Origin of the sequence: Novilysobacter viscosus, from assembly GCF_046600715.1 — a bacterium.
Classification (GTDB): Bacteria; Pseudomonadota; Gammaproteobacteria; order Xanthomonadales; family Xanthomonadaceae; genus Lysobacter_C; species Lysobacter_C viscosus.
Genome location: NZ_JBJMAV010000002.1, coordinates 304,329 through 320,666, shown reverse-complemented (window position 1 = coordinate 320,666; position 16,338 = coordinate 304,329). Strand labels below are relative to the sequence as shown.

The window sequence follows — 16,338 nt, the reverse complement described above, 5'->3', positions numbered from 1 at the left end:
GCGTCAGCCTCGGGTGGCGCCTGGCAGCGACGCCAGCGCGCGGTTGAGCGTCGGCCCGTTGACGATCGCCGAGATCTTGGCGGCGTAGTTGGGATCGGTGGCGTAGCCCGCACGCTGCAGCGCCGAGGCGAAGCGCGAGGCGTCGGTCCCCGCCTCCAGCGCCCCGGCATAGCGCGAGCCGCGCAACAGGCGGGCGTAGTCGGCGAAGCTGTCGTGCGCGGAGGCGTACGCGCGGAAGTCGGCGGTCTCGTTGCGGCGCACGCCGTTGACGTATTCGTGGGTGCCGGAGCTGACGCGGTCGCCCGCCCAGCCGGTGGCCTTGATCCCGAACAGGTTGTGCGAGTCCACGCCGCTGCCGCCGCCGACCAGCTTGCGACCCCAGCCGGTCTCCAGCGCCGCCTGCGCGACCAGCGCCTTGGGCGAGACGCCCAGCTCGGCGGCGGTGGCCTGGGCGTGCGGCCAGATCGAGCGGACGAATGCTTCGGGGCTGCTGCAGTCCAGGGCGGCGTCGTCCTCGCAGCTGGCCGCGTCCATCGACGGCACCGGCGAGGGGTAGTGCGGTTCGGGCGCGGGTGCGACCGGCATCGCCATCGGGTTGGCCGCGGGTATCGAGACGCCGCTGGAGCTGGGTGAGAGCATCCCGGTCCCCGCCAGCGGCAGGGGCAGCGGCATTGCGAAGCCGGCACCGCCGCGCGGCATCGCCAGCGGCAACAGGGTGCCCGGCGGGCGGCCGTGCAGCGCCATCGGTCCGGGCGTGGCCACGGGCGCGGGCGCCATGCCGCTGCTGCGTTCGAGCTGCTGCACGATCATCGGCGCCAGGCCCAGGCCGCTCTTGCCCAGTTCGCGGGCCAGCTGCTGGTCGTGCATGTCGCGGTAGGTGCTGTTACCGCCGAACATCGCGTCGCCCATGCTGGTGCTGCGCATGGTCTTGAGCATCATCTGGGCGAACTGCGTCTCCAGCTCGCGCGCGGCCGTCTGCAGCCGTTCGCGCGAGGGCTGCGCGGAGGGCGTCATGGGGATGGCGGTGGCGGCGGGAAGGCGCATGGCGGGGTCGCTGCAAGGGTTGTGCCGGCGGTGGCTCAGATCACCTCGAGTTCGGCGCGCAGCGAGCCGGCGCGCTTGAGCGCTTCCAGGATCGCGACGATGTCGCCCGGGGCGGCGCCGACGGCGTTGACCGCGCGGACGATCGCTTCCAGCGACGTGCCGCCTTCGAACACGAACATGCGGCTGCCTTCCTGGGTGGCTTCGATGGTGGTCTGCGGGGTGACGACGGTGGCACCGCCGGCGAACGGCCCCGGCTGGCTGACCTGCAGGTTCTCCACGATCGACACCGTGAGCGAGCCGTGGGCGACCGCCGCGGGCAACACGGTGACGTGGCCACCCATCACCACGGTGCCGGTGCGGGCGTTGACGATGACCTTGGCCGCGGCGGTACCGGGAGCGACCTGCAGGCCTTCGAGCACCGACAGGAACGCGATGCGGTCGCCGGGCGGGGGCGTGACCTCGATGGTCACGCCATCGATGGCGCGCGCGCGTCCCGGGCCGAAGGCGCGGTCGACCGCCGCGACGATGGACGCGGCGGTGGTGAAGTCGAATTCGTGCAGGTTCAGCAGCACCGGGCCGGTGGTGGGGCCGCCGGCCACCGCGCGCTCGACGATCGCGCCGTTGGGGATGGAGCCGCTGTTGGGCGCGTTGACCGAGATGCGCGAACCGTCGCGCCCGGAGGCGCCAAAGCCGCTGACCACCAGGTTGCCCTGGGCGATGGCGTAAACCTCGCCGTCGATGCCCTTGAGCGGGGCCATCAGCAAACTGCCACCACGCAGCGAGCCGGCGTTGCCGATCGAGGAGACGCTGATGTCGATGGTCTGGCCGGGCTTGGCGTAGGCGGGCAGTTCGGCGTGGATGGCCACCGCGGCCACGTTCTTGAGCTGCGGGTTGACGCCCGGGGGGATGGTCACCCCGAGCTGGTCGAGCATGTTCTTCAGGCTCTGCACGGTGAACGGGGTCTGGCTGGTGCGGTCGCCGCTGCCGTCCAGGCCGACCACCAGTCCGTAGCCCACCAGCTGGTTGCCGCGCACCCCGCCCACCTGGGCCAGGTCCTTGATGCGCTCGGCGCTGGCCGAGGACGCCATGACGAACAGGGCGATGGCCAGGGAGGCCCGGCCGGTACGTCCGCGCATGAGTTCGATGAGTCGGTTCACGTCACACCTCAGTACGGGAAGGCAGCGGAGTTGAAGAAGCGGCCGAGCCAGCCCATCGCGTTGGAACGCGCCAGCGTGCCGCGACCGCCATAGACGATGCGTGCCTCGCCGACCCGGTCGGACGGAATGCGGTTGTCGGGACCGATATCGGCGGTGCGCACGATGCCTTGAACCTGGACCAGCTCGTCGCCCTGGTTCAGGCGCATGCGCTTCTCGCCGCTGACCAGCAGGTTGCCGTTGCCCAGGTTGCGCACGACGCTGACGGTGATGTCGCCGTCGAGCTGGTTGGCCTGGGTGGAGTTGCCTACGCCGGCGAAGTCGCGGCTGCCCTCGACCTCGGCCTCCAGGATCGACTTGCCCTTGTAGGTCACCGGCATCCCGGCGATGGTCGGCGCGCTCATGCCGATGCCGGCGTCCTTGGTGACGGAGGTCTGTGCGACCGACCGCGAGGCGGTGCGCTCGACCAGCACGATGGTCAGCAGGTCGCCGACCTCGCGCGCCTTGTTGTCCTGGTACAGCCGCAGGCCGCGGTTGCCGGTGCCGGCGGCACTGGCATAGATGGATCCGCCGCCGGTGGCCGGCGCGGCGTAGGCGGGCGGGGCCGGCTGGGCCGCGGGAGCGACGGCGTGCGGATGGGCCTGGGCGGCCATCGCCGGGTGCGCGTCGTAGGGTGACGGCGCGACGCGGTCGAAAGGGCGGACGTCGCCCATCACGGTGGCGCAGCCGGAGAGCACCAGGCAGCTGGCGGCGGCCAGGCAGAGCGGAAGGCGGGCGGTCATGGGGGCGCTCACAGGTTCTGGTTGAGGAAGCCGAGCATGTTGTCGGTGGTGGAGATCGCCTTGGCGTTGGTCTCGTAGGCGCGCTGGGTCTCGATCATCGACACCAGTTCCTCGACGACGTTGACGTTGCTGCCTTCCAGCGCGCCCTGCACCAGCAGGCCCGCGCCGGCGGTGCCGGGTGCGCCCTGCTGCGCCGGGCCGCTGGCGCCGGTCTCGATGTAGAGGTTCTCGCCCTTGGCCTGCAGGCCGGCGGGGTTGACGAAGTCGGCCAGGGTCAGCGCACCGACCTGCACCGCTTCGGCTTCGCCGGCCAGCTGCACGCTGACGGTGCCGTCGGCGCCGATGGTGATGCTCTGCGCGCCTTCGGGCAGCTGCAGGCCCGGCTGCACCGGGTAACCGGCGTTGGTCACCATCTCGCCCTGGGCGTTGATCTGGAAGCTGCCGTCGCGGGTGTAGGCCGAGCTGCCGTCGGGCAGCAGTACCTCGAAGAAGCCGCGGCCATTGATGGCCACGTCCAGCGCGTTGCCGGTCTGCGACAGGTTGCCCTGGGTGAACTGCTTGGCCGTGGCCGCCACCCGCACGCCGGTGCCGGTGGACAGGCCCGATGGCAGCTGGGTCTGCTCGGACGTCGCGCCGCCGGGTTGGCGGTGGGTCTGGTACAGCAGGTCCTCGAAGCTGGCGCGGTCGCGCTTGAAGCCGGTGGTGTTGGTGTTGGCGAGGTTGTTGGAGATGACCGCCATGCGCGTCTGCTGCGCATCCAGTCCGGTCTTGGCGATCCAAAGTGCCTGGGTCATGGCGACGTCCTCCGGGACGGTGTCAATTCATCGGCGCGGCGCGGGTGTCGGTGCGGCGTCGCGCGTGGGTGGGTGGGGACGGTCAGCGCGATGACATCAGCGATGTCGCGGCGCGGGCGTTCTCTTCACCGCTTTGCAAGACGCGTACCTGCATCTCGAACTGGCGCGATAGCTGGATCATCTGCACCAGCATCGAGGTGCCATCGACGTTGCTGCCCTCAACCGCGCCGGAGGTCAGCACCTTGCCGGCGGCGGGCGCGGGCGGCGGGGCACCGTCGGGGGCGCGCATCAGGCCGTCGCCCCCGCGTTGCAGGTCGCGCGTCGCCGCGGCCACCACCTGCAGGCGACCCGCCTCGGCGACGTTGGCCGGCGGTTCGCCCTGAGGGACGATCGAAATCGTGCCGTCGCCGCCGATGTGCAGCGAGTCGTGCGGCGGGATCGCCACCGGCTGGCCGTTGGCGCCCAGCACCGGCAGGCCGGCGGACGTGGTCAGGATGCCGTTGGGGCTGAGCTGGAGATCGCCGCTGCGGGTGTAGGCGATGTCGCCGCCCGGGGCCTGCACCGCCAGCCACCGGTCCGCGTCCAGCGCCACGTCCAGCGCATCGCCGGTCTGCTGGATCGCGCCGGCGCGGGCGCTGACGCCCAGGGTCTCGTGGCTGGCGGCCACCCGCGAGGCCAGCCCGGGTCCTTCGACAGGGGCGGCGCGGGTGCCGTTGAGCGTGGCCTGGAAGCCGACGGTGTTGGCATTGGCCAGGTTGTGCGAGACCGAGGCCTGGGCCTTGAGCGTGGCGCTGGCGCCGGTCATCGCGACGTAGACGGATTTGTCGATCATCTCGGCCTCGCGGTCGGTGGGGCGGCGCCGCCTGGGCGTCCGCGTTGCACGGGATCAGGCAAGAGCCGTGCCGGGGGAACGCGACGCCCATGAAAAAGGCCGCCCGGCGGTGCGGGGCGGCCTCGTGGCGCGGCGGCGGTGGCCGCGGCGTCAGCGGATGTTGATCACGGTCTGGGTGATCTGGTCCTGGGTGGAGATCATCTGCGCGTTGGCCTGGAAGTTGCGCTGGGCGGTGATCATGTTGACCAGCTGCGCGGTCAGGTCGACGTTGGACGCCTCCAGTGCGCCGCCCTGGACCATGCCGAACTCGGAATTGCCGGCCGCGCCGCGGCGCGGCTGCCCCGACTCGAACGACTCCGCCCAGCCGTTGTCACCCAGCGGCTGCAGCCCCTGCGGGTTGGCGAAGTTGGTCATCGCCACCTGGCCCAGCGCGTTGGACACGCCGTTGGTGTAGCGCGCGCTGACCACGCCGGTGGCCGAGACCTCGATGCCGGTCAGGCGGCCGGTGGCATGGCCATCCTGGACCAGCTGGGATACGCCGAAGGACTCGCCGTACTGGGTGGATTCGCCAAGGTCGATGGACAGCTCCAGCAGCGCGGCGCCGTTGCCCGGGTCGTGGGGCGGCAGGGTGAACTGGCCCGGGTTGGGCGCGGCCAGCGCACCGGTGTCGGAATACTGCAGGGTGGTCGGCCCGCCGACGGCGGTGCCGTCGATCTCGGTGTGGACCTGCCACTCGTTGGGATTGGCGGTCTTGACGAAGTACAGCGACTGGGTGTGCGGCGCGCCCAGCGAGTCGTACACGGTCAGCGAGGTGGTGTGGTTGTAGCTGGACGGGTCGGTGGAATCGAACGGCGCGACCACCGGCGCGGCGGCATCGGCGGGCAGGTTGCTGCCCAGCTGCACGTCGCCGGTGGCACGCGGCGGCGAGTCGCCCGTCGCCAGCTGCAGGTCGCTCATGCGGCCGGTGTCGAAGCCCTGGCCCGACGGGTTGGGCAGGTACACCTGCAACCGGTGGCCCGAGGGGTTGACCACGAAGCCGTCGCGATCGGCGCCGAAGTTGCCGGCACGCGAGTACACCGCCGAGCCCTGGTTGGACAGGGTGAAGAAGCCCTGTCCACTGATGGCCAGGTCAAGTGCCTTGCCGGTGAACTCGACGTTGCCCTGGTCGAACTGCTGGGCGACCTGGTTGAGCCGCACGCCGGCGCCGGTGGAGTTGCGCGACAGCCCGTAGGCCGATACCGGGAACACGTCGCCGAACTCCGCGCGCGACTGCTTGAAGCCGGTCGTGTTGGCGTTGGCGATGTTGTTGGAGGTGACGTTGAGGTCGGAGTTGGCGGCGTTCATGCCGCTGAGCGAGATGCGGAAACTCATGGCGGGTGCTCCTGGGGAGTGCGGTGCGTGGGATGGGTGCGGACGGCCGGAGGAGCGCGCGTCAGCCGAGCCGGCGGATGGCCGACAGCGGATGGCTGCCCAGCCCGGAAAGGTTCAGTACGAGGCCACTGGGTTCGATCGAGACGCTGTCCACGCGCGCGGCCAGGCGCACGTCGAGGCCTTCGCCGCCTTCGCCACCACCGGCGGTGGCGCGGATCGAGTAGCGCCCGGCCGGGGCCGGCGAGCCGTCCTCGGCAAGGCCGTCCCACTGCCAGGCGGTGGCGCCCGCGGCGCCGGCCTGCACGGTCATGCGGCGCACGGTGGCGCCGCTGGCGTCGACGATGTCGACCTGGATCGGGCCGGCCGAGCGCGCACCGATCTCGCCCTTCACCCCGGCGCCGGGGGCCAGCTCCACGGTGTCGACCTGCACCAGCGCGTCGCGCCCCACCAGCGCGGCCGCGCGCAAGGTCTGGTCGGACTCCATCACGCTGGCCATCGCGCCCATCGCGCTCTGCATCTCCTCGATGCCCTGCACGGTGGAGAACTGCGCCAGCTGGCCCAGGAACTCGGTGTTGGCCAGCGGCTTGAGCGGGTCCTGGTTCTTGAGCTGTTCGGTCATCAGGCGCAGGAAATCGGCCTGCCCCATCGAGGTGTCGCGCTGCGGCGCCTGCGTGGCCAGCCCCATCGAGCCCCACGGGCTGTCGTTGTTCTGCGGGTTGATCATCGTCATCGTCTGGGGCCTGTGGTGGAGTGGGCTCAGCGGCCCATGTTGAGCGTCGCCATCGCCAGGTCCTTGGCGGTGTTGAACACTTCGACGTTGGCCTGGTAGCTGCGCGAGGCCGAGATCATGTCGACCATCTGCGCCACCGGATCGATGTCGGGCGCGTAGACGTAGCCCTCGCCATCGGCGAGCGGGTGGCCGGGTTCGTAGCGTTTGATCGGCGGCGCCTCGCTCTGCGTCACTTCGGTGACGCGCACGCCGGCCAGCTCGGGGCGGGCACCCACGGCTTCGGCCGAGAACACCGGTTGCAGTGCGCGGAAGGTGTCTTCCGGCGTGCCCGCGACCGAGTCTGCGTTGGCCATGTTGCTGGCGATGGTGCTCAGGCGGACCGACTGCGCGTTCATCGCCGAACCGGCGACGTCGAAGATGGGAAGGTTGCTCATGGGCGGCTCCTGTCAGGCCCGGCTAGCACCGTGCGCGTTGGCTGCGTGGTCATTGGCCGGTGATCGCGGTCAGCATCGACCGCACCTTGGATTCCACGAACGACAGCGAGGCGCGGTATTCGAGCGTGGCCTGGGCGAAGGTCGCCTGCTCGCGCTCGCCGTCCACGGTGTTGCCGTCGAGGCTGGGTTGGCTGGAGGCGCGCTCGAAGCGCGCCGACTGGGCCGCACCGTGCAGCCCGTCGAGGCCGGCGGTCGGCGCCATGGCCGCGCTCAGGGCCCGGTTGAAGTCCAGGTCCTGCGCCTTGTAGCCGGGCGTATCGGCATTGGCCATGTTGGTCGCCAGCAGCTGCAACCGCTGCTCGCGCAGGGCCAGTGCCGTGCCATGGATGCCCAGGAACGAGGAAGTGGGCTCGGTCATCGCGCCTCCGGGGTGCGGGTTCACCGGGGGTCAGGCAAGGCGCGTGCCACGCGGGGCGCGGAAGGACAGGCGAGGCTGCGCCAGGCGTTGGATTGCTGGCGCAACCCGTGCCCACACGTCGAGGAGGGCGGGTGGCGAAGCGCCCTGCGGCGAGCTGACGGGCATCCCTCCGCAACCCCTGCAAGGGCAGGGGGAGCGCGGAAGTCTTATGCGGCCTGCCGCACCGAGTTGATGCGTGCGGTGATGCGCTGGGCCAGGTCGTGCTCGGAGTACTTGGGTACGAAGTCGTCGGCGCCCACGCGCTCGACCATTGCGTGGTTGAACACGCCCGACAGCGAGGTGTGCAGCAGTACGTACAGCCCGCGCAGGGCGGGATTGCGACGGATTTCCGTCGTCAGCGTGTAGCCGTCCATCGCCGGCATCTCGATGTCGGAAATCACCATGGCGTAGCGCTGGTGCGGGGGCTGGCCACCCTCGGCCAGCTGCTGCAGGTGGTCGAGCGCCTGGCGACCGTCCGAGAGCAGGGTGGCGGTCAGCCCCAGCTGCTCCAGCACCTGGCGGATCTGGTTGCGCGCCACCCGCGAGTCGTCCACCACCAGCACCTCGCGCGGGCCGGTGACCCCCGTCAGCGGCGTGATCTGGCCGGTCGTGAACGCACGCGGGGCCGACTCGGCCAGCACGCTCTCCACGTCAACCAGCTGGATCAGTTCGCCGTGGTGGCGGGTGACGCCGGTGAGGTAGTTGGAGTCCCCGCCCAGGTCCGGCGGCGGGTGGATGTCCTCCACCGCGATGTTGACGATGCGCTCAACGCCGGAAACCAGGAACCCCTGCACGCTGCGGTTGAACTCGGTCACCACCAGATAGGGCGGTTCACCCGGCGCGCCCGGTGCGCCGTGGCCGATGGCCCGCGCGAGGTCCAGCACCGGCACCGTGCGCCCGCGCACATCGGCCGCACCGCGGAAGGCGCCCGGCAGCTGCGGCAGGGTGAACAGCGGCGGGCGCGGGATCACCTCCTGCACCTTGAACACGTTGACGCCAAAAAGCTGACGCGTGCCCAGCCGGAACAGCAACAGCGCCAGGCGGTTGTGCCCGGCCAGCCGGGTGCGTTGGTCGATGCGGTCAAGGAGGTCCCGGCTCATGCAGGCGTTGTCGGCCGGGGGCGGGGTTTCTGTAGGGGGTGCGCGGGCCTGCGCGGGAGCGGCCCGGGCCGCGATGGCCGGCGCCAGGATCCCACCCGAGCCCCAGTAGGAGCGACGTCAGTCGCGACCGCGCACCCCAACCGGGCGAGGATCGCGACTGACGTCGCTCCTACAAGGATCGCGATGCGGCGCGGCTACCGGGCATCGGGGCTGAGGCCGCTCCTACAGTGCCTTCGGCCGTTGACGCTGGGGTTTCCGTGCATCCCGACGTGCCATCGACCCGGCCAGACCCGAAGGGCGGCGCACAGGGATGTGCGCCGCTTTCCGACCTCGGCATGGATGCCGAGTCGGAAAGTCCCCGCGTCGCCCCACGCGAGGTATTCGAACTGTCGTGGATAGCGCCATTCTTTGGTTACCTTTCTTTGGCGCTTCAAAGACAAGTAACTCGCCTTCAGGCGAAAGCTGTTGCGGTTGTTCTTGATCTCCGGAGTCAAGATCAAATGCTTCCGCCTGAAGGCGGGTCACTTTTCTTTGCCGACCCAAAGAAAAGTCACCAAAAGAAAGGGTCCTCCCCGACGGATCTCCCGTCGGCAACCGGTGGCGCCTCGGATTTCCCGACTCGCCATCCCTGGCTCGGTCGGGAAACGGCGCACATCCATGTGCGCCGCCCTCCGGGTGAGATGGGACGCTGCGCCGTGTCGATGCGAGAAGAGCAACATCGCTGGCACACCCCTTGCCTCCTGCCGGGTATGCAACGCTCCCGCCGCGGCACGAAGACCGCCCGGATATTCGCCACCGCTGCCTGCCTGGCGCTGGTGGGGTGCACCGCGACCGCGTCGGCGACCGGCTTCACGCCCGCCGAGGCGATCCGCGATGCCGCGCTGGCTGCGGTCGGCGCGGACGCCTCCAGCGCCGAGGCCAGCGTCGACAGCCGCTTGCGGATGGCCGCGTGCGCGCAACCGCTGCAGGCGGTGCCGGTCAGCCGGCGCAGCGTGCAGGTGCGCTGCGCGGATGCGCCGGGCTGGCAGATGTTCGTTCCCGTGCGCGTGCGCGACGTGCGCGAGGTGGTGGTGCTCAAGGATTCGGTGCAGGCCGGCCAGCCGATCACCGCCGAGGACGTCACCGTGCAGCGGCGCGACATGGCCGGCGCGGGCGGGACTGGATTCTCGGACCCGGCCGACCTGGTCGGCCAGGTGGCACGCCACGGCCTGGCGCCCGGCGTGGCACCGGTGCGGGACGACGTGGCGGCCGGCCAGCTGCTCCGTCGGGGCGACCCGGTGGTCCTGCTGTCGCGGGTCGGCGGGGTCGAGGTACGGGTGGCCGGCCGCGTCCTGGGCCAGCCCGGTGCCGGCGGCACGGTGTCGGTGGAGAACATCGAGTCGCGCCGCGTGGTCCGCGGCCGGGTGGTGGAGGCGGGGGTGGTGGAAGTGCGATGAGCCGGCAGCGCCGACCGTTCGCATCGGCCGGCCCGCTCCGGGGGGCCGCCGCGCCATCCGTTCGCCCGAGCGCCCTAAAGTTCCCGGTGGGTCGGCCGTTAGCATGGTCGACCGAGTCACCAGGAGCACGAAATGACCCACAAGATCGATGGCGGACTGCCTCCCGCGAGGCCGTCGGACCTGGCCGCGACCGGACCTGCGCAGCGCGCGGGCGAGGATCGCACCCAGCCCGTCGCCGCGCCGACCCCTGCCGACAGCATGCGTTTGACCGGCGAGGCCGAGGGACTGCAGGCGCTGCAGCGCCAGTTGGGCGCCGCCCCGGCCGGACTGGACGTCGCCCGCGTCAACGAGATCCGCGCCGCCATTGCCGATGGCAACTACAGCGTGGACCCCGGGCGGATCGCCAGCCGTATGCTTGACCTCGAGAACGCCCTGACCCAGTGAGTGCCCCCATGCACCAGGCCGCCATGAACCGTTCCGTCTTGCCCCTCCCGCCCGCGTCGCCGCACCCCGAAGCGGTGCACCCGGTGGTGGTGGCCAATGCCCTGGACAGCCTGGAGCGGGCGCTGCAGGCGGAGCGCCGCGCCCTGCTGGAGCACGATGTCGACGCGCTTCTCGACTCGAATCAGGCCAAGCTGGTGGCGCTGCGCCAGGTCGAATCCCAGCCGCTGGACGGCCACGCCAGCGAGCGGGTGGCATTGCTGAGCGAACTCAACCGCGCCAACAGCGTGCTGCTGTCGAGGCGCCGGCGCGAGGTGACATGGGCCCTGCGACACCTGGGCCGCGTGGAGTCCAACGGCGTGTACGATGCCGCTGGACATGCGGGCGCCCGCCCGCAGGCACGCTGCCTCGGTATCGGATGAACGACCCCCGGAACCCGCCCTCCGCTTCCACGGACCCCGCAACCGACCCCGCCACCTGGAGCGATGACATGCTCTGGGCATTGGCCGTGGTCGACACCGCGGTCCTGCTGGTCACCCCGCAGGGCGCGCTTGCCCAGGCCAACCAGTCCGCACATGACCTGGCCCGGCTGCTCTACCCCGACGCCACCGATCCCGGGCCCGCGCGGCTGCTGGCCTGCGTGCCCGATGCGGCATGGGAGTCGGCGGGGCGGGAGGGTCGCTGGATAGGCGAGGTGGAAATCGGCGACGACCAGTCCCGGGCCGATGGGACGGGCAAGGACACGGCCGGCGACCGCTCGCGGGTGCTCGAGGTCAAGCTCTTCAGCAGCCTGCCCGGCCAGCCGTGGCGCCGGTTCGTGACGATGAGCGACGTCTCCGCGCGGGCGGCGCGGTCGAGCGAGCTGCAGCGACGCCACGACGAACTGCAGCGCACCTACAGCCGCCTGGCCGGTGCCCAGGAGCAACTGCTGCAGTCCGAAAAAATGGCCTCGATCGGCCAGCTGGCCGCGGGCGTCGCCCACGAGATCAACAATCCGATCGGCTACGTGCATTCCAACCTGGGCACGCTGCAGGAGTACGTCGGTTCGCTGTTCGCGCTGCTGGAGGCCTACCAGGGGGCGCTGGATTCGCCCGACCCGGTGGCCTGCCGCGAGTCGATGCAGGCCATGCGCGAGCGGCTGGACCTGGACTTCATCACCGGTGACCTGCCGCAGCTGCTGGGCGAGTCGCGCGAGGGCATCGAGCGGGTCACCAAGATCGTGCAGGACCTCAAGGAGTTCTCGCACGTGGGGCGCAACGAACCGATGCGCCCGTCCGACCTTCTCAAGGGCCTGGAGTCCACGCTCAACATCGTGTGGAACGACCTGAAGTACAAGGTCCGGGTGGAGAAGCACTACGGCGAGTTGCCGCTGGTGGAGTGCCACCTGTCGGAGATCAACCAGGTCTTCATGAACCTGCTGATCAACGCCGGTCAGGCGATAGAGGACCGGGGCACGATCCTGCTGGCCACCGGCGTGGATGGCGACGAGGCATGGATCAGCGTGGCCGACAGCGGCTGCGGCATACCCGACGAGGTGCTCGCGCGCATCTTCGACCCGTTCTACACGACCAAGCCGATCGGCCGCGGCACCGGGCTGGGGCTGGCGATCGCCTACCGCATCGTCGCCAAGCACCACGGCCGGATCGAGGTCAACAGCCGGCCCGGTGCGGGCAGCACGTTCCGCATGGTGCTGCCGGTGCGGCAACCGGCGGGTGAAGTGGCGCCGGAGTCCGCGGCGCTGTAGGCGCGGCTTCAGTCGAGATGGGTGGGGTCGGCCGTTCGTAGGAGCGACGTAAGTCGCGACCCCCGCAGGTACCCGGAGTTGCGCGGTCGCGACTTACGTCGCTCCTACGTATGCAGGATCACGTGATCAGGGCAGAAGCCCTCCCGCACGGGGTTCACCGCCCGTCAGTACACCGCTTCGCCCGCCGCACGCCGCTCCCAGGTGCGGAACGCGGCCTGGATGTGCTCGCGCAGTTCATCGTCGTTCCACGGCTTGGTGAGGAAACGGTAGATCGCGCCGTGGTTGATCGCCTCGGTGATGGTCGCCAGGTCGGTGTAGCCCGACAGCACCATGCGCACGGTATCGGGGTACAGGTCACGCACCCGGGCGAGGAACTCGGTGCCGCTCATGTCGGCCATGCGCTGGTCGGACACGATCACCTGCGCACTGTTGCTGGCCAGAAGGTCGAACGCTTCGCTGACTGAATTGGCGGTCAGGATGTTGTAGCCGTCGCGGCGGAACAGGCGCACCAGCGAGCGCAGCACGTTTTCCTCGTCGTCCAGCAGCAGCAGGGTGCGCTCCGGGCGGGTGGCGGCGAACGCACCGGGCAGCAGGAACCGCTTGCGCACCAGTTCGCCCATGTCCTCGGGCGGCAGCGGCTGGCTGAACAGGTAGCCCTGGAAGAAGTCGCAGTGGCTGCGGCGCAGGAAGCCGAGCTCGGCTTCGCTCTCCACGCCCTTGGCGGTGACCTTCATGCCCAGCTGGTGGCCCATCGCGATGATGCCGCGCACGATCGCCGCGCTGCGCGGGTCGCTGGCGACGTTGCGGATGAAGCTGCGGTCGACCTTCAAGCGGTCCAGCGGGTACTGCGCCAGCGCCGCGAAGCTGAGCCCGCCCAGGCCGAAGTCCTGCAACGTCAGCGTGGAGCCCAGCCCGCGCAGGCCGACCAGGGTGTCGTAGACCTGGTGGGCATCCATTGCCAGCACGCTTTCGGAAACTTCGAACTCCAGCGCGCTGCCGGGCAGGTCGAACCCATGCAGCATCTCGCCGATGCGGTCCAGGCAGTCGGGCTGCGCCAGCAGCGCACCCGACAGGTGGACCGAGATCGACAGGTAATCCAGCCCCTGCGCCCGCCAGCGCGCCACCTGCGCCATTGCGGCCTCGGCCACCCAGATGCCCAGGCGTGCCGAGAGTCCGACCCGCTCGACCGTTTCCAGGAAGCGACTCGGTCGCAGCAGGCCGTGGCCTTCGGTGTCCCACCGCAGCAGCGCGCTGAAGCCGCACAGACCGCCGTCGTGGGCGTTGATGAGGGGCTGGTAGAACAGCTTGAGTTCGCTGTTGTCCAGCGCCTCGACGAAGCGCTCGGCGAAGCCTTCGTTGCCGGCCGGCCGCTCGGGCGTCGCGGTGTACAGGCCGATGCTGTTGAGGCCTTCCTGCTTGACCTGGCGGAGCGCTTCCTCGGCCTTGGCCAGCAGCGCGGCCGCGTTCTCGGCGTGGTCGGGGAAGATCGCGATGCCGATCGAAAGCGTCATCGGCAGCGTGTAGGGCGGGATTGAAAGCGGCGTCTCGAATGCGTCGCGCAGCAGCTCGGCCAGCGCGGCGCCATCGGGTTCGCCGGTGCGGTAGCCGATGCCCATCACGAACTCGTCGCTGCCCAGCCGCCACAACCAGCCATCGCGCGGCATCGCCTTGCGCAGGCGCTGGGCCGCGGCCGCAAGGGCCTGGTCGCCGACGTCCTCGCCCATGTTGGTGTTGATCGACCGGAACATGTCCAGGTCGATGTGCAGCAGTGCGATCCGGCGCTTGGTGGCGCCGGCCGCGGCGATCGCCGTGGACAGGCTGGGGCCGTTGGCGCCCAGGCGGTAGAGCCCGGTGACCGGGTCGACCGCGATGTCGCCGTAATCGTCGTAACGCTGGACCATGCGATCAGCTTACCCGGCGGGCGCGGTCGTGCAGCACGGGATGCGGGAGCGGGTCGCGCTCACTCCCCGGCCGCTTTCGGCCCGCTGCCAAAACCGCCCTGCGCCGACGCGGCGAGGTAGGCGAACACCGCGTAGGCAGCGACGTTCTGCGCGACTGCATCCGGGTCGATCTTGTCCAGGGTGTCGTCGGGGGTGTGGTGCAGGTCGAAGTAGTCGGTGCCGTCCTGCGCCAGCCGCGCCCACGCCAGGCCCTGGGCCGCGAACGGGCTGATGTCCGGTCCCGGGCCGCCCTTGCCGGGCATGTGCTCGATCCCCAGCGGCGCCAGCGCCTGGGCGATCTGGCGGTCGGCCTCGGCGGCATGCGCGGGCGCCGAACTGGAGTAGCCGTACACGCGCCCGGCGCCGAAGTCGCTCTCGGCGGCGATCTGGTGCGCGGTGAGGGCGTCGGCGTGCGCGGCGGCGTAGGCCTTGCCGCCGTAGAGCCCCTGCTCCTCGTTGGCGAAGGCCACCACGCGGATGGTGCGCGCGGGGCGCTGGGGCAGGTCGGCGATGAGCTTGGCGGCGGCCATGGTGATGCCCACGCCCGCCGCGTCGTCGACCGCGCCCGTGCCCAGGTCCCAGGAGTCCAGGTGGGCGCCGATCAGCACCACTTCCCCGGGCTTGCTGCTGCCGGTGATCTCACCGATCACGTTGTGCGAGGTGGCCTCGCCGTCCCAGCCCGCGTCGATCTGCATCCGCACCTGCTGCGGGCGCAGCGCCAGCAGGCGCGTGAGCTGCTCGGCGTCGGGCACCGAGAGGGCGGCGGAGGGGATGGGGGTGAGCCCGTCGTCGAAGCGGGTGATGCCGGTGTGCGGGTTGCGGTGCGAGTCGGTGCCGGCCGAGCGCATCAGGAAACCCGACGCGCCGGCTTCGATCGCTTCGGACGGGCCGCGGCTGCGCACGCGTGAGCCCGGACCGTAGCCGCTGCCGTCGCGCGCGCGCTCCATGCGGTAGTCGACGAAGGCGATCTTGCCTGCCAGCGAACCGGCCGGCGCGGCTTCCAGCGCCGCCAGGTCGGCGAAGCGCACCACCTCGCCCTCCACCGTGCCCCCCGGGCTGCCGCCCAGCGCGGTAAGGGTGAGCGGCTGCGCGTTCTCGCCCAGGACATGGCCCGACTCGCTGCGGCGGATCCACTTGGGGAACGTGACCGGCTCAAGCCACACCTTGTCGAAGCCCAGTTCGTGGAACTTGGCCTGTGCCCACTTCACCGCGCGCGCGTCGGCCTCGCTGCCGGCCATGCGCGGCCCGACTTCGGTCGTGAGCGATTCGGTGATCTCGTAGCCCAGCCGGCTGGCCAGCGCGGCTTCGCGCAGCTGTGGCGCCACGGCCAGAGCTTCGTCTGGAATCCGCGTGGCGGACGTGTCCCGTGCGGCGACGGTGGCCGGTTGCAGGGCGATCAACAAGGTGGCGGCGCTCGCCCACAACGGTACGCGCATGCGTGACTCCAAGCCTGGAAAAAGACGAAGCAGCGAGGGTAGCAACCCGCGGCCCGTCCATTGCGTGCCTCAAGTCACGCGCGCGCGTTCATGTCGGGCGTGCGTGCCGGTGCGTGCGTGGCTCAGTGCGTGCGCGGCTTGAGCGAGTCGCGGATCTCGCGCAGCAGCAGGACTTCTTCGCTGGGCACGGCCGGCGCGGCCTCGGCCGGCTTGTTCATGCGGTTGTAGGCACGCACGATGAGGAAGATGACGAACGCGATCAGCACGAAATCGATCACCGTCTGCAGGAACGCGCCGTAGGTGATCACCGGGGCGGCCGCTTCCTGCGCGGCGGCCAGCGTCGCGTAGTCGGTGCCGTCCAGCGAAACGAACAGCTGCGAGAAGTCGACCCCGCCCATCGCCATGCCCACCATCGGCATGATGATGCCGTCCACCAGCGCGGTAACGATCTTGCCGAACGCCGCGCCGATGACTACGGCCACGGCCAGGTCCAGCACGTTGCCGCGCGCGATGAATGCCTTGAACTCGCCGACCATGCTCATGGGGTGCCTCGTGACGTGGACTGGGGCGGACTATAGCGCTGCGTCACGCGTCGCGAATCCGGTTACCCAATGCGGGCAGGCCCGCATTCAAGGGGCCGCTC

General features: G+C 70.5%; 16 protein-coding genes and 1 pseudogene. 4 read left to right on the top strand and 13 right to left on the bottom strand.

Going from position 1 to position 16,338, the window contains the following annotated elements:
• Positions 1-3: 3 nt before the first annotated feature.
• The 10 genes and pseudogenes from flgJ to ACJQWL_RS05120 form a co-directional block, all read right to left on the bottom strand.
• Positions 4-978: pseudogene (gene flgJ / locus ACJQWL_RS05165) on the bottom strand (flagellar assembly peptidoglycan hydrolase FlgJ); the annotation flags it as partial.
• 101 nt (positions 979-1,079) lie between these two features.
• Complete coding sequence (locus tag ACJQWL_RS05160; RefSeq protein WP_330969713.1) at positions 1,080-2,180, bottom strand: flagellar basal body P-ring protein FlgI; 1,101 nt, start codon at positions 2,178-2,180, stop codon at positions 1,080-1,082.
• A gap of 29 nt (positions 2,181-2,209) precedes the next feature.
• The gene (locus ACJQWL_RS05155; protein WP_411300748.1) at positions 2,210-2,980 is read right to left on the bottom strand and encodes a flagellar basal body L-ring protein FlgH; all 771 of its coding nucleotides are present in this window, start codon (positions 2,978-2,980) and stop codon (positions 2,210-2,212) included.
• Between the two features lie 8 nt (positions 2,981-2,988).
• Positions 2,989-3,774, bottom strand: a complete 786-nt coding sequence (gene flgG / locus ACJQWL_RS05150) for a flagellar basal-body rod protein FlgG (RefSeq protein ID WP_330967393.1) — start codon at positions 3,772-3,774, stop codon at positions 2,989-2,991.
• Positions 3,775-3,856: 82 nt separating this feature from the next.
• A complete protein-coding gene (locus ACJQWL_RS05145) occupies positions 3,857-4,603 on the bottom strand; it encodes a flagellar basal body rod protein FlgF (protein ID WP_330967635.1) in 747 nt (248 codons plus the stop codon).
• Between the two features lie 153 nt (positions 4,604-4,756).
• The gene (flgE, locus tag ACJQWL_RS05140; RefSeq protein WP_411300747.1) at positions 4,757-5,977 is read right to left on the bottom strand and encodes a flagellar hook protein FlgE; all 1,221 of its coding nucleotides are present in this window, start codon (positions 5,975-5,977) and stop codon (positions 4,757-4,759) included.
• Positions 5,978-6,038: 61 nt separating this feature from the next.
• A complete protein-coding gene (locus ACJQWL_RS05135; RefSeq protein ID WP_411300746.1) occupies positions 6,039-6,707 on the bottom strand; it encodes a flagellar hook assembly protein FlgD in 669 nt (222 codons plus the stop codon).
• A gap of 26 nt (positions 6,708-6,733) precedes the next feature.
• On the bottom strand, positions 6,734-7,141 hold the full coding sequence (flgC, locus tag ACJQWL_RS05130) for a flagellar basal body rod protein FlgC (RefSeq protein ID WP_330967398.1): 408 nt from the start codon (positions 7,139-7,141) through the stop codon (positions 6,734-6,736).
• A 49-nt stretch (positions 7,142-7,190) separates the two neighbouring features.
• Entirely contained in the window at positions 7,191-7,559 is a 369-nt protein-coding gene (gene flgB / locus ACJQWL_RS05125; RefSeq protein ID WP_330967399.1) for a flagellar basal body rod protein FlgB, read from the bottom strand.
• Between the two features lie 206 nt (positions 7,560-7,765).
• Complete coding sequence (locus ACJQWL_RS05120; RefSeq protein ID WP_330967400.1) at positions 7,766-8,698, bottom strand: chemotaxis protein CheV; 933 nt, start codon at positions 8,696-8,698, stop codon at positions 7,766-7,768.
• Between the two features lie 749 nt (positions 8,699-9,447).
• Here ACJQWL_RS05120 and flgA point away from each other — a divergent pair.
• From flgA to ACJQWL_RS05100, 4 genes are all read left to right on the top strand, one after another.
• Positions 9,448-10,134, top strand: coding sequence for a flagellar basal body P-ring formation chaperone FlgA (flgA, locus tag ACJQWL_RS05115; RefSeq protein WP_411300745.1), 687 nt, complete (start codon positions 9,448-9,450; stop codon positions 10,132-10,134).
• 132 nt (positions 10,135-10,266) lie between these two features.
• On the top strand, positions 10,267-10,578 hold the full coding sequence (gene flgM, locus ACJQWL_RS05110; protein WP_330967402.1) for a flagellar biosynthesis anti-sigma factor FlgM: 312 nt from the start codon (positions 10,267-10,269) through the stop codon (positions 10,576-10,578).
• A gap of 23 nt (positions 10,579-10,601) precedes the next feature.
• A complete protein-coding gene (locus ACJQWL_RS05105) occupies positions 10,602-10,997 on the top strand; it encodes a flagellar protein FlgN (protein ID WP_330967403.1) in 396 nt (131 codons plus the stop codon).
• 68 nt (positions 10,998-11,065) lie between these two features.
• Positions 11,066-12,319 (top strand): ATP-binding protein, encoded by a 1,254-nt coding sequence (locus ACJQWL_RS05100; protein WP_330967404.1) that lies wholly within the window; start codon positions 11,066-11,068, stop codon positions 12,317-12,319.
• Between the two features lie 164 nt (positions 12,320-12,483).
• Here ACJQWL_RS05100 and ACJQWL_RS05095 read toward each other — a convergent pair whose 3' ends face one another.
• The 3 genes from ACJQWL_RS05095 to mscL all read right to left on the bottom strand — a co-directional run bounded on the left by ACJQWL_RS05095 (position 12,484) and on the right by mscL (position 16,237).
• Positions 12,484-14,220 carry an EAL domain-containing protein gene (locus ACJQWL_RS05095; protein ID WP_330967405.1) on the bottom strand — a complete coding sequence of 579 codons (1,737 nt, stop codon included), beginning with the start codon at positions 14,218-14,220 and terminating at the stop codon, positions 12,484-12,486.
• Positions 14,221-14,279: 59 nt separating this feature from the next.
• Positions 14,280-15,695 (bottom strand): M20/M25/M40 family metallo-hydrolase, encoded by a 1,416-nt coding sequence (locus ACJQWL_RS05090; RefSeq protein WP_330967406.1) that lies wholly within the window; start codon positions 15,693-15,695, stop codon positions 14,280-14,282.
• 122 nt (positions 15,696-15,817) lie between these two features.
• Positions 15,818-16,237 carry a large conductance mechanosensitive channel protein MscL gene (gene mscL, locus ACJQWL_RS05085; protein ID WP_330967407.1) on the bottom strand — a complete coding sequence of 140 codons (420 nt, stop codon included), beginning with the start codon at positions 16,235-16,237 and terminating at the stop codon, positions 15,818-15,820.
• Between the last annotated feature and the right edge of the window lie 101 nt (positions 16,238-16,338).

Coding starts and splice junctions, on each gene's coding strand:
- flgM (WP_330967402.1), top strand. CDS start 10,267: ATGACCCACAAGATCGATGGCGGACTGCCTCCCGCGAGGCCGTCGGAC.
- ACJQWL_RS05135 (WP_411300746.1), bottom strand. CDS start 6,707: ATGACGATGATCAACCCGCAGAACAACGACAGCCCGTGGGGCTCGATG.
- flgC (WP_330967398.1), bottom strand. CDS start 7,141: ATGAGCAACCTTCCCATCTTCGACGTCGCCGGTTCGGCGATGAACGCG.
- ACJQWL_RS05090 (WP_330967406.1), bottom strand. CDS start 15,695: ATGCGCGTACCGTTGTGGGCGAGCGCCGCCACCTTGTTGATCGCCCTG.
- flgA (WP_411300745.1), top strand. CDS start 9,448: ATGCAACGCTCCCGCCGCGGCACGAAGACCGCCCGGATATTCGCCACC.
- ACJQWL_RS05100 (WP_330967404.1), top strand. CDS start 11,066: ATGCTCTGGGCATTGGCCGTGGTCGACACCGCGGTCCTGCTGGTCACC.
- ACJQWL_RS05120 (WP_330967400.1), bottom strand. CDS start 8,698: ATGAGCCGGGACCTCCTTGACCGCATCGACCAACGCACCCGGCTGGCC.
- ACJQWL_RS05105 (WP_330967403.1), top strand. CDS start 10,602: ATGAACCGTTCCGTCTTGCCCCTCCCGCCCGCGTCGCCGCACCCCGAA.
- flgB (WP_330967399.1), bottom strand. CDS start 7,559: ATGACCGAGCCCACTTCCTCGTTCCTGGGCATCCATGGCACGGCACTG.
- flgE (WP_411300747.1), bottom strand. CDS start 5,977: ATGAGTTTCCGCATCTCGCTCAGCGGCATGAACGCCGCCAACTCCGAC.
- ACJQWL_RS05160 (WP_330969713.1), bottom strand. CDS start 2,180: ATGCGCGGACGTACCGGCCGGGCCTCCCTGGCCATCGCCCTGTTCGTC.
- ACJQWL_RS05155 (WP_411300748.1), bottom strand. CDS start 2,980: ATGACCGCCCGCCTTCCGCTCTGCCTGGCCGCCGCCAGCTGCCTGGTG.
- mscL (WP_330967407.1), bottom strand. CDS start 16,237: ATGAGCATGGTCGGCGAGTTCAAGGCATTCATCGCGCGCGGCAACGTG.
- flgG (WP_330967393.1), bottom strand. CDS start 3,774: ATGACCCAGGCACTTTGGATCGCCAAGACCGGACTGGATGCGCAGCAG.
- ACJQWL_RS05095 (WP_330967405.1), bottom strand. CDS start 14,220: ATGGTCCAGCGTTACGACGATTACGGCGACATCGCGGTCGACCCGGTC.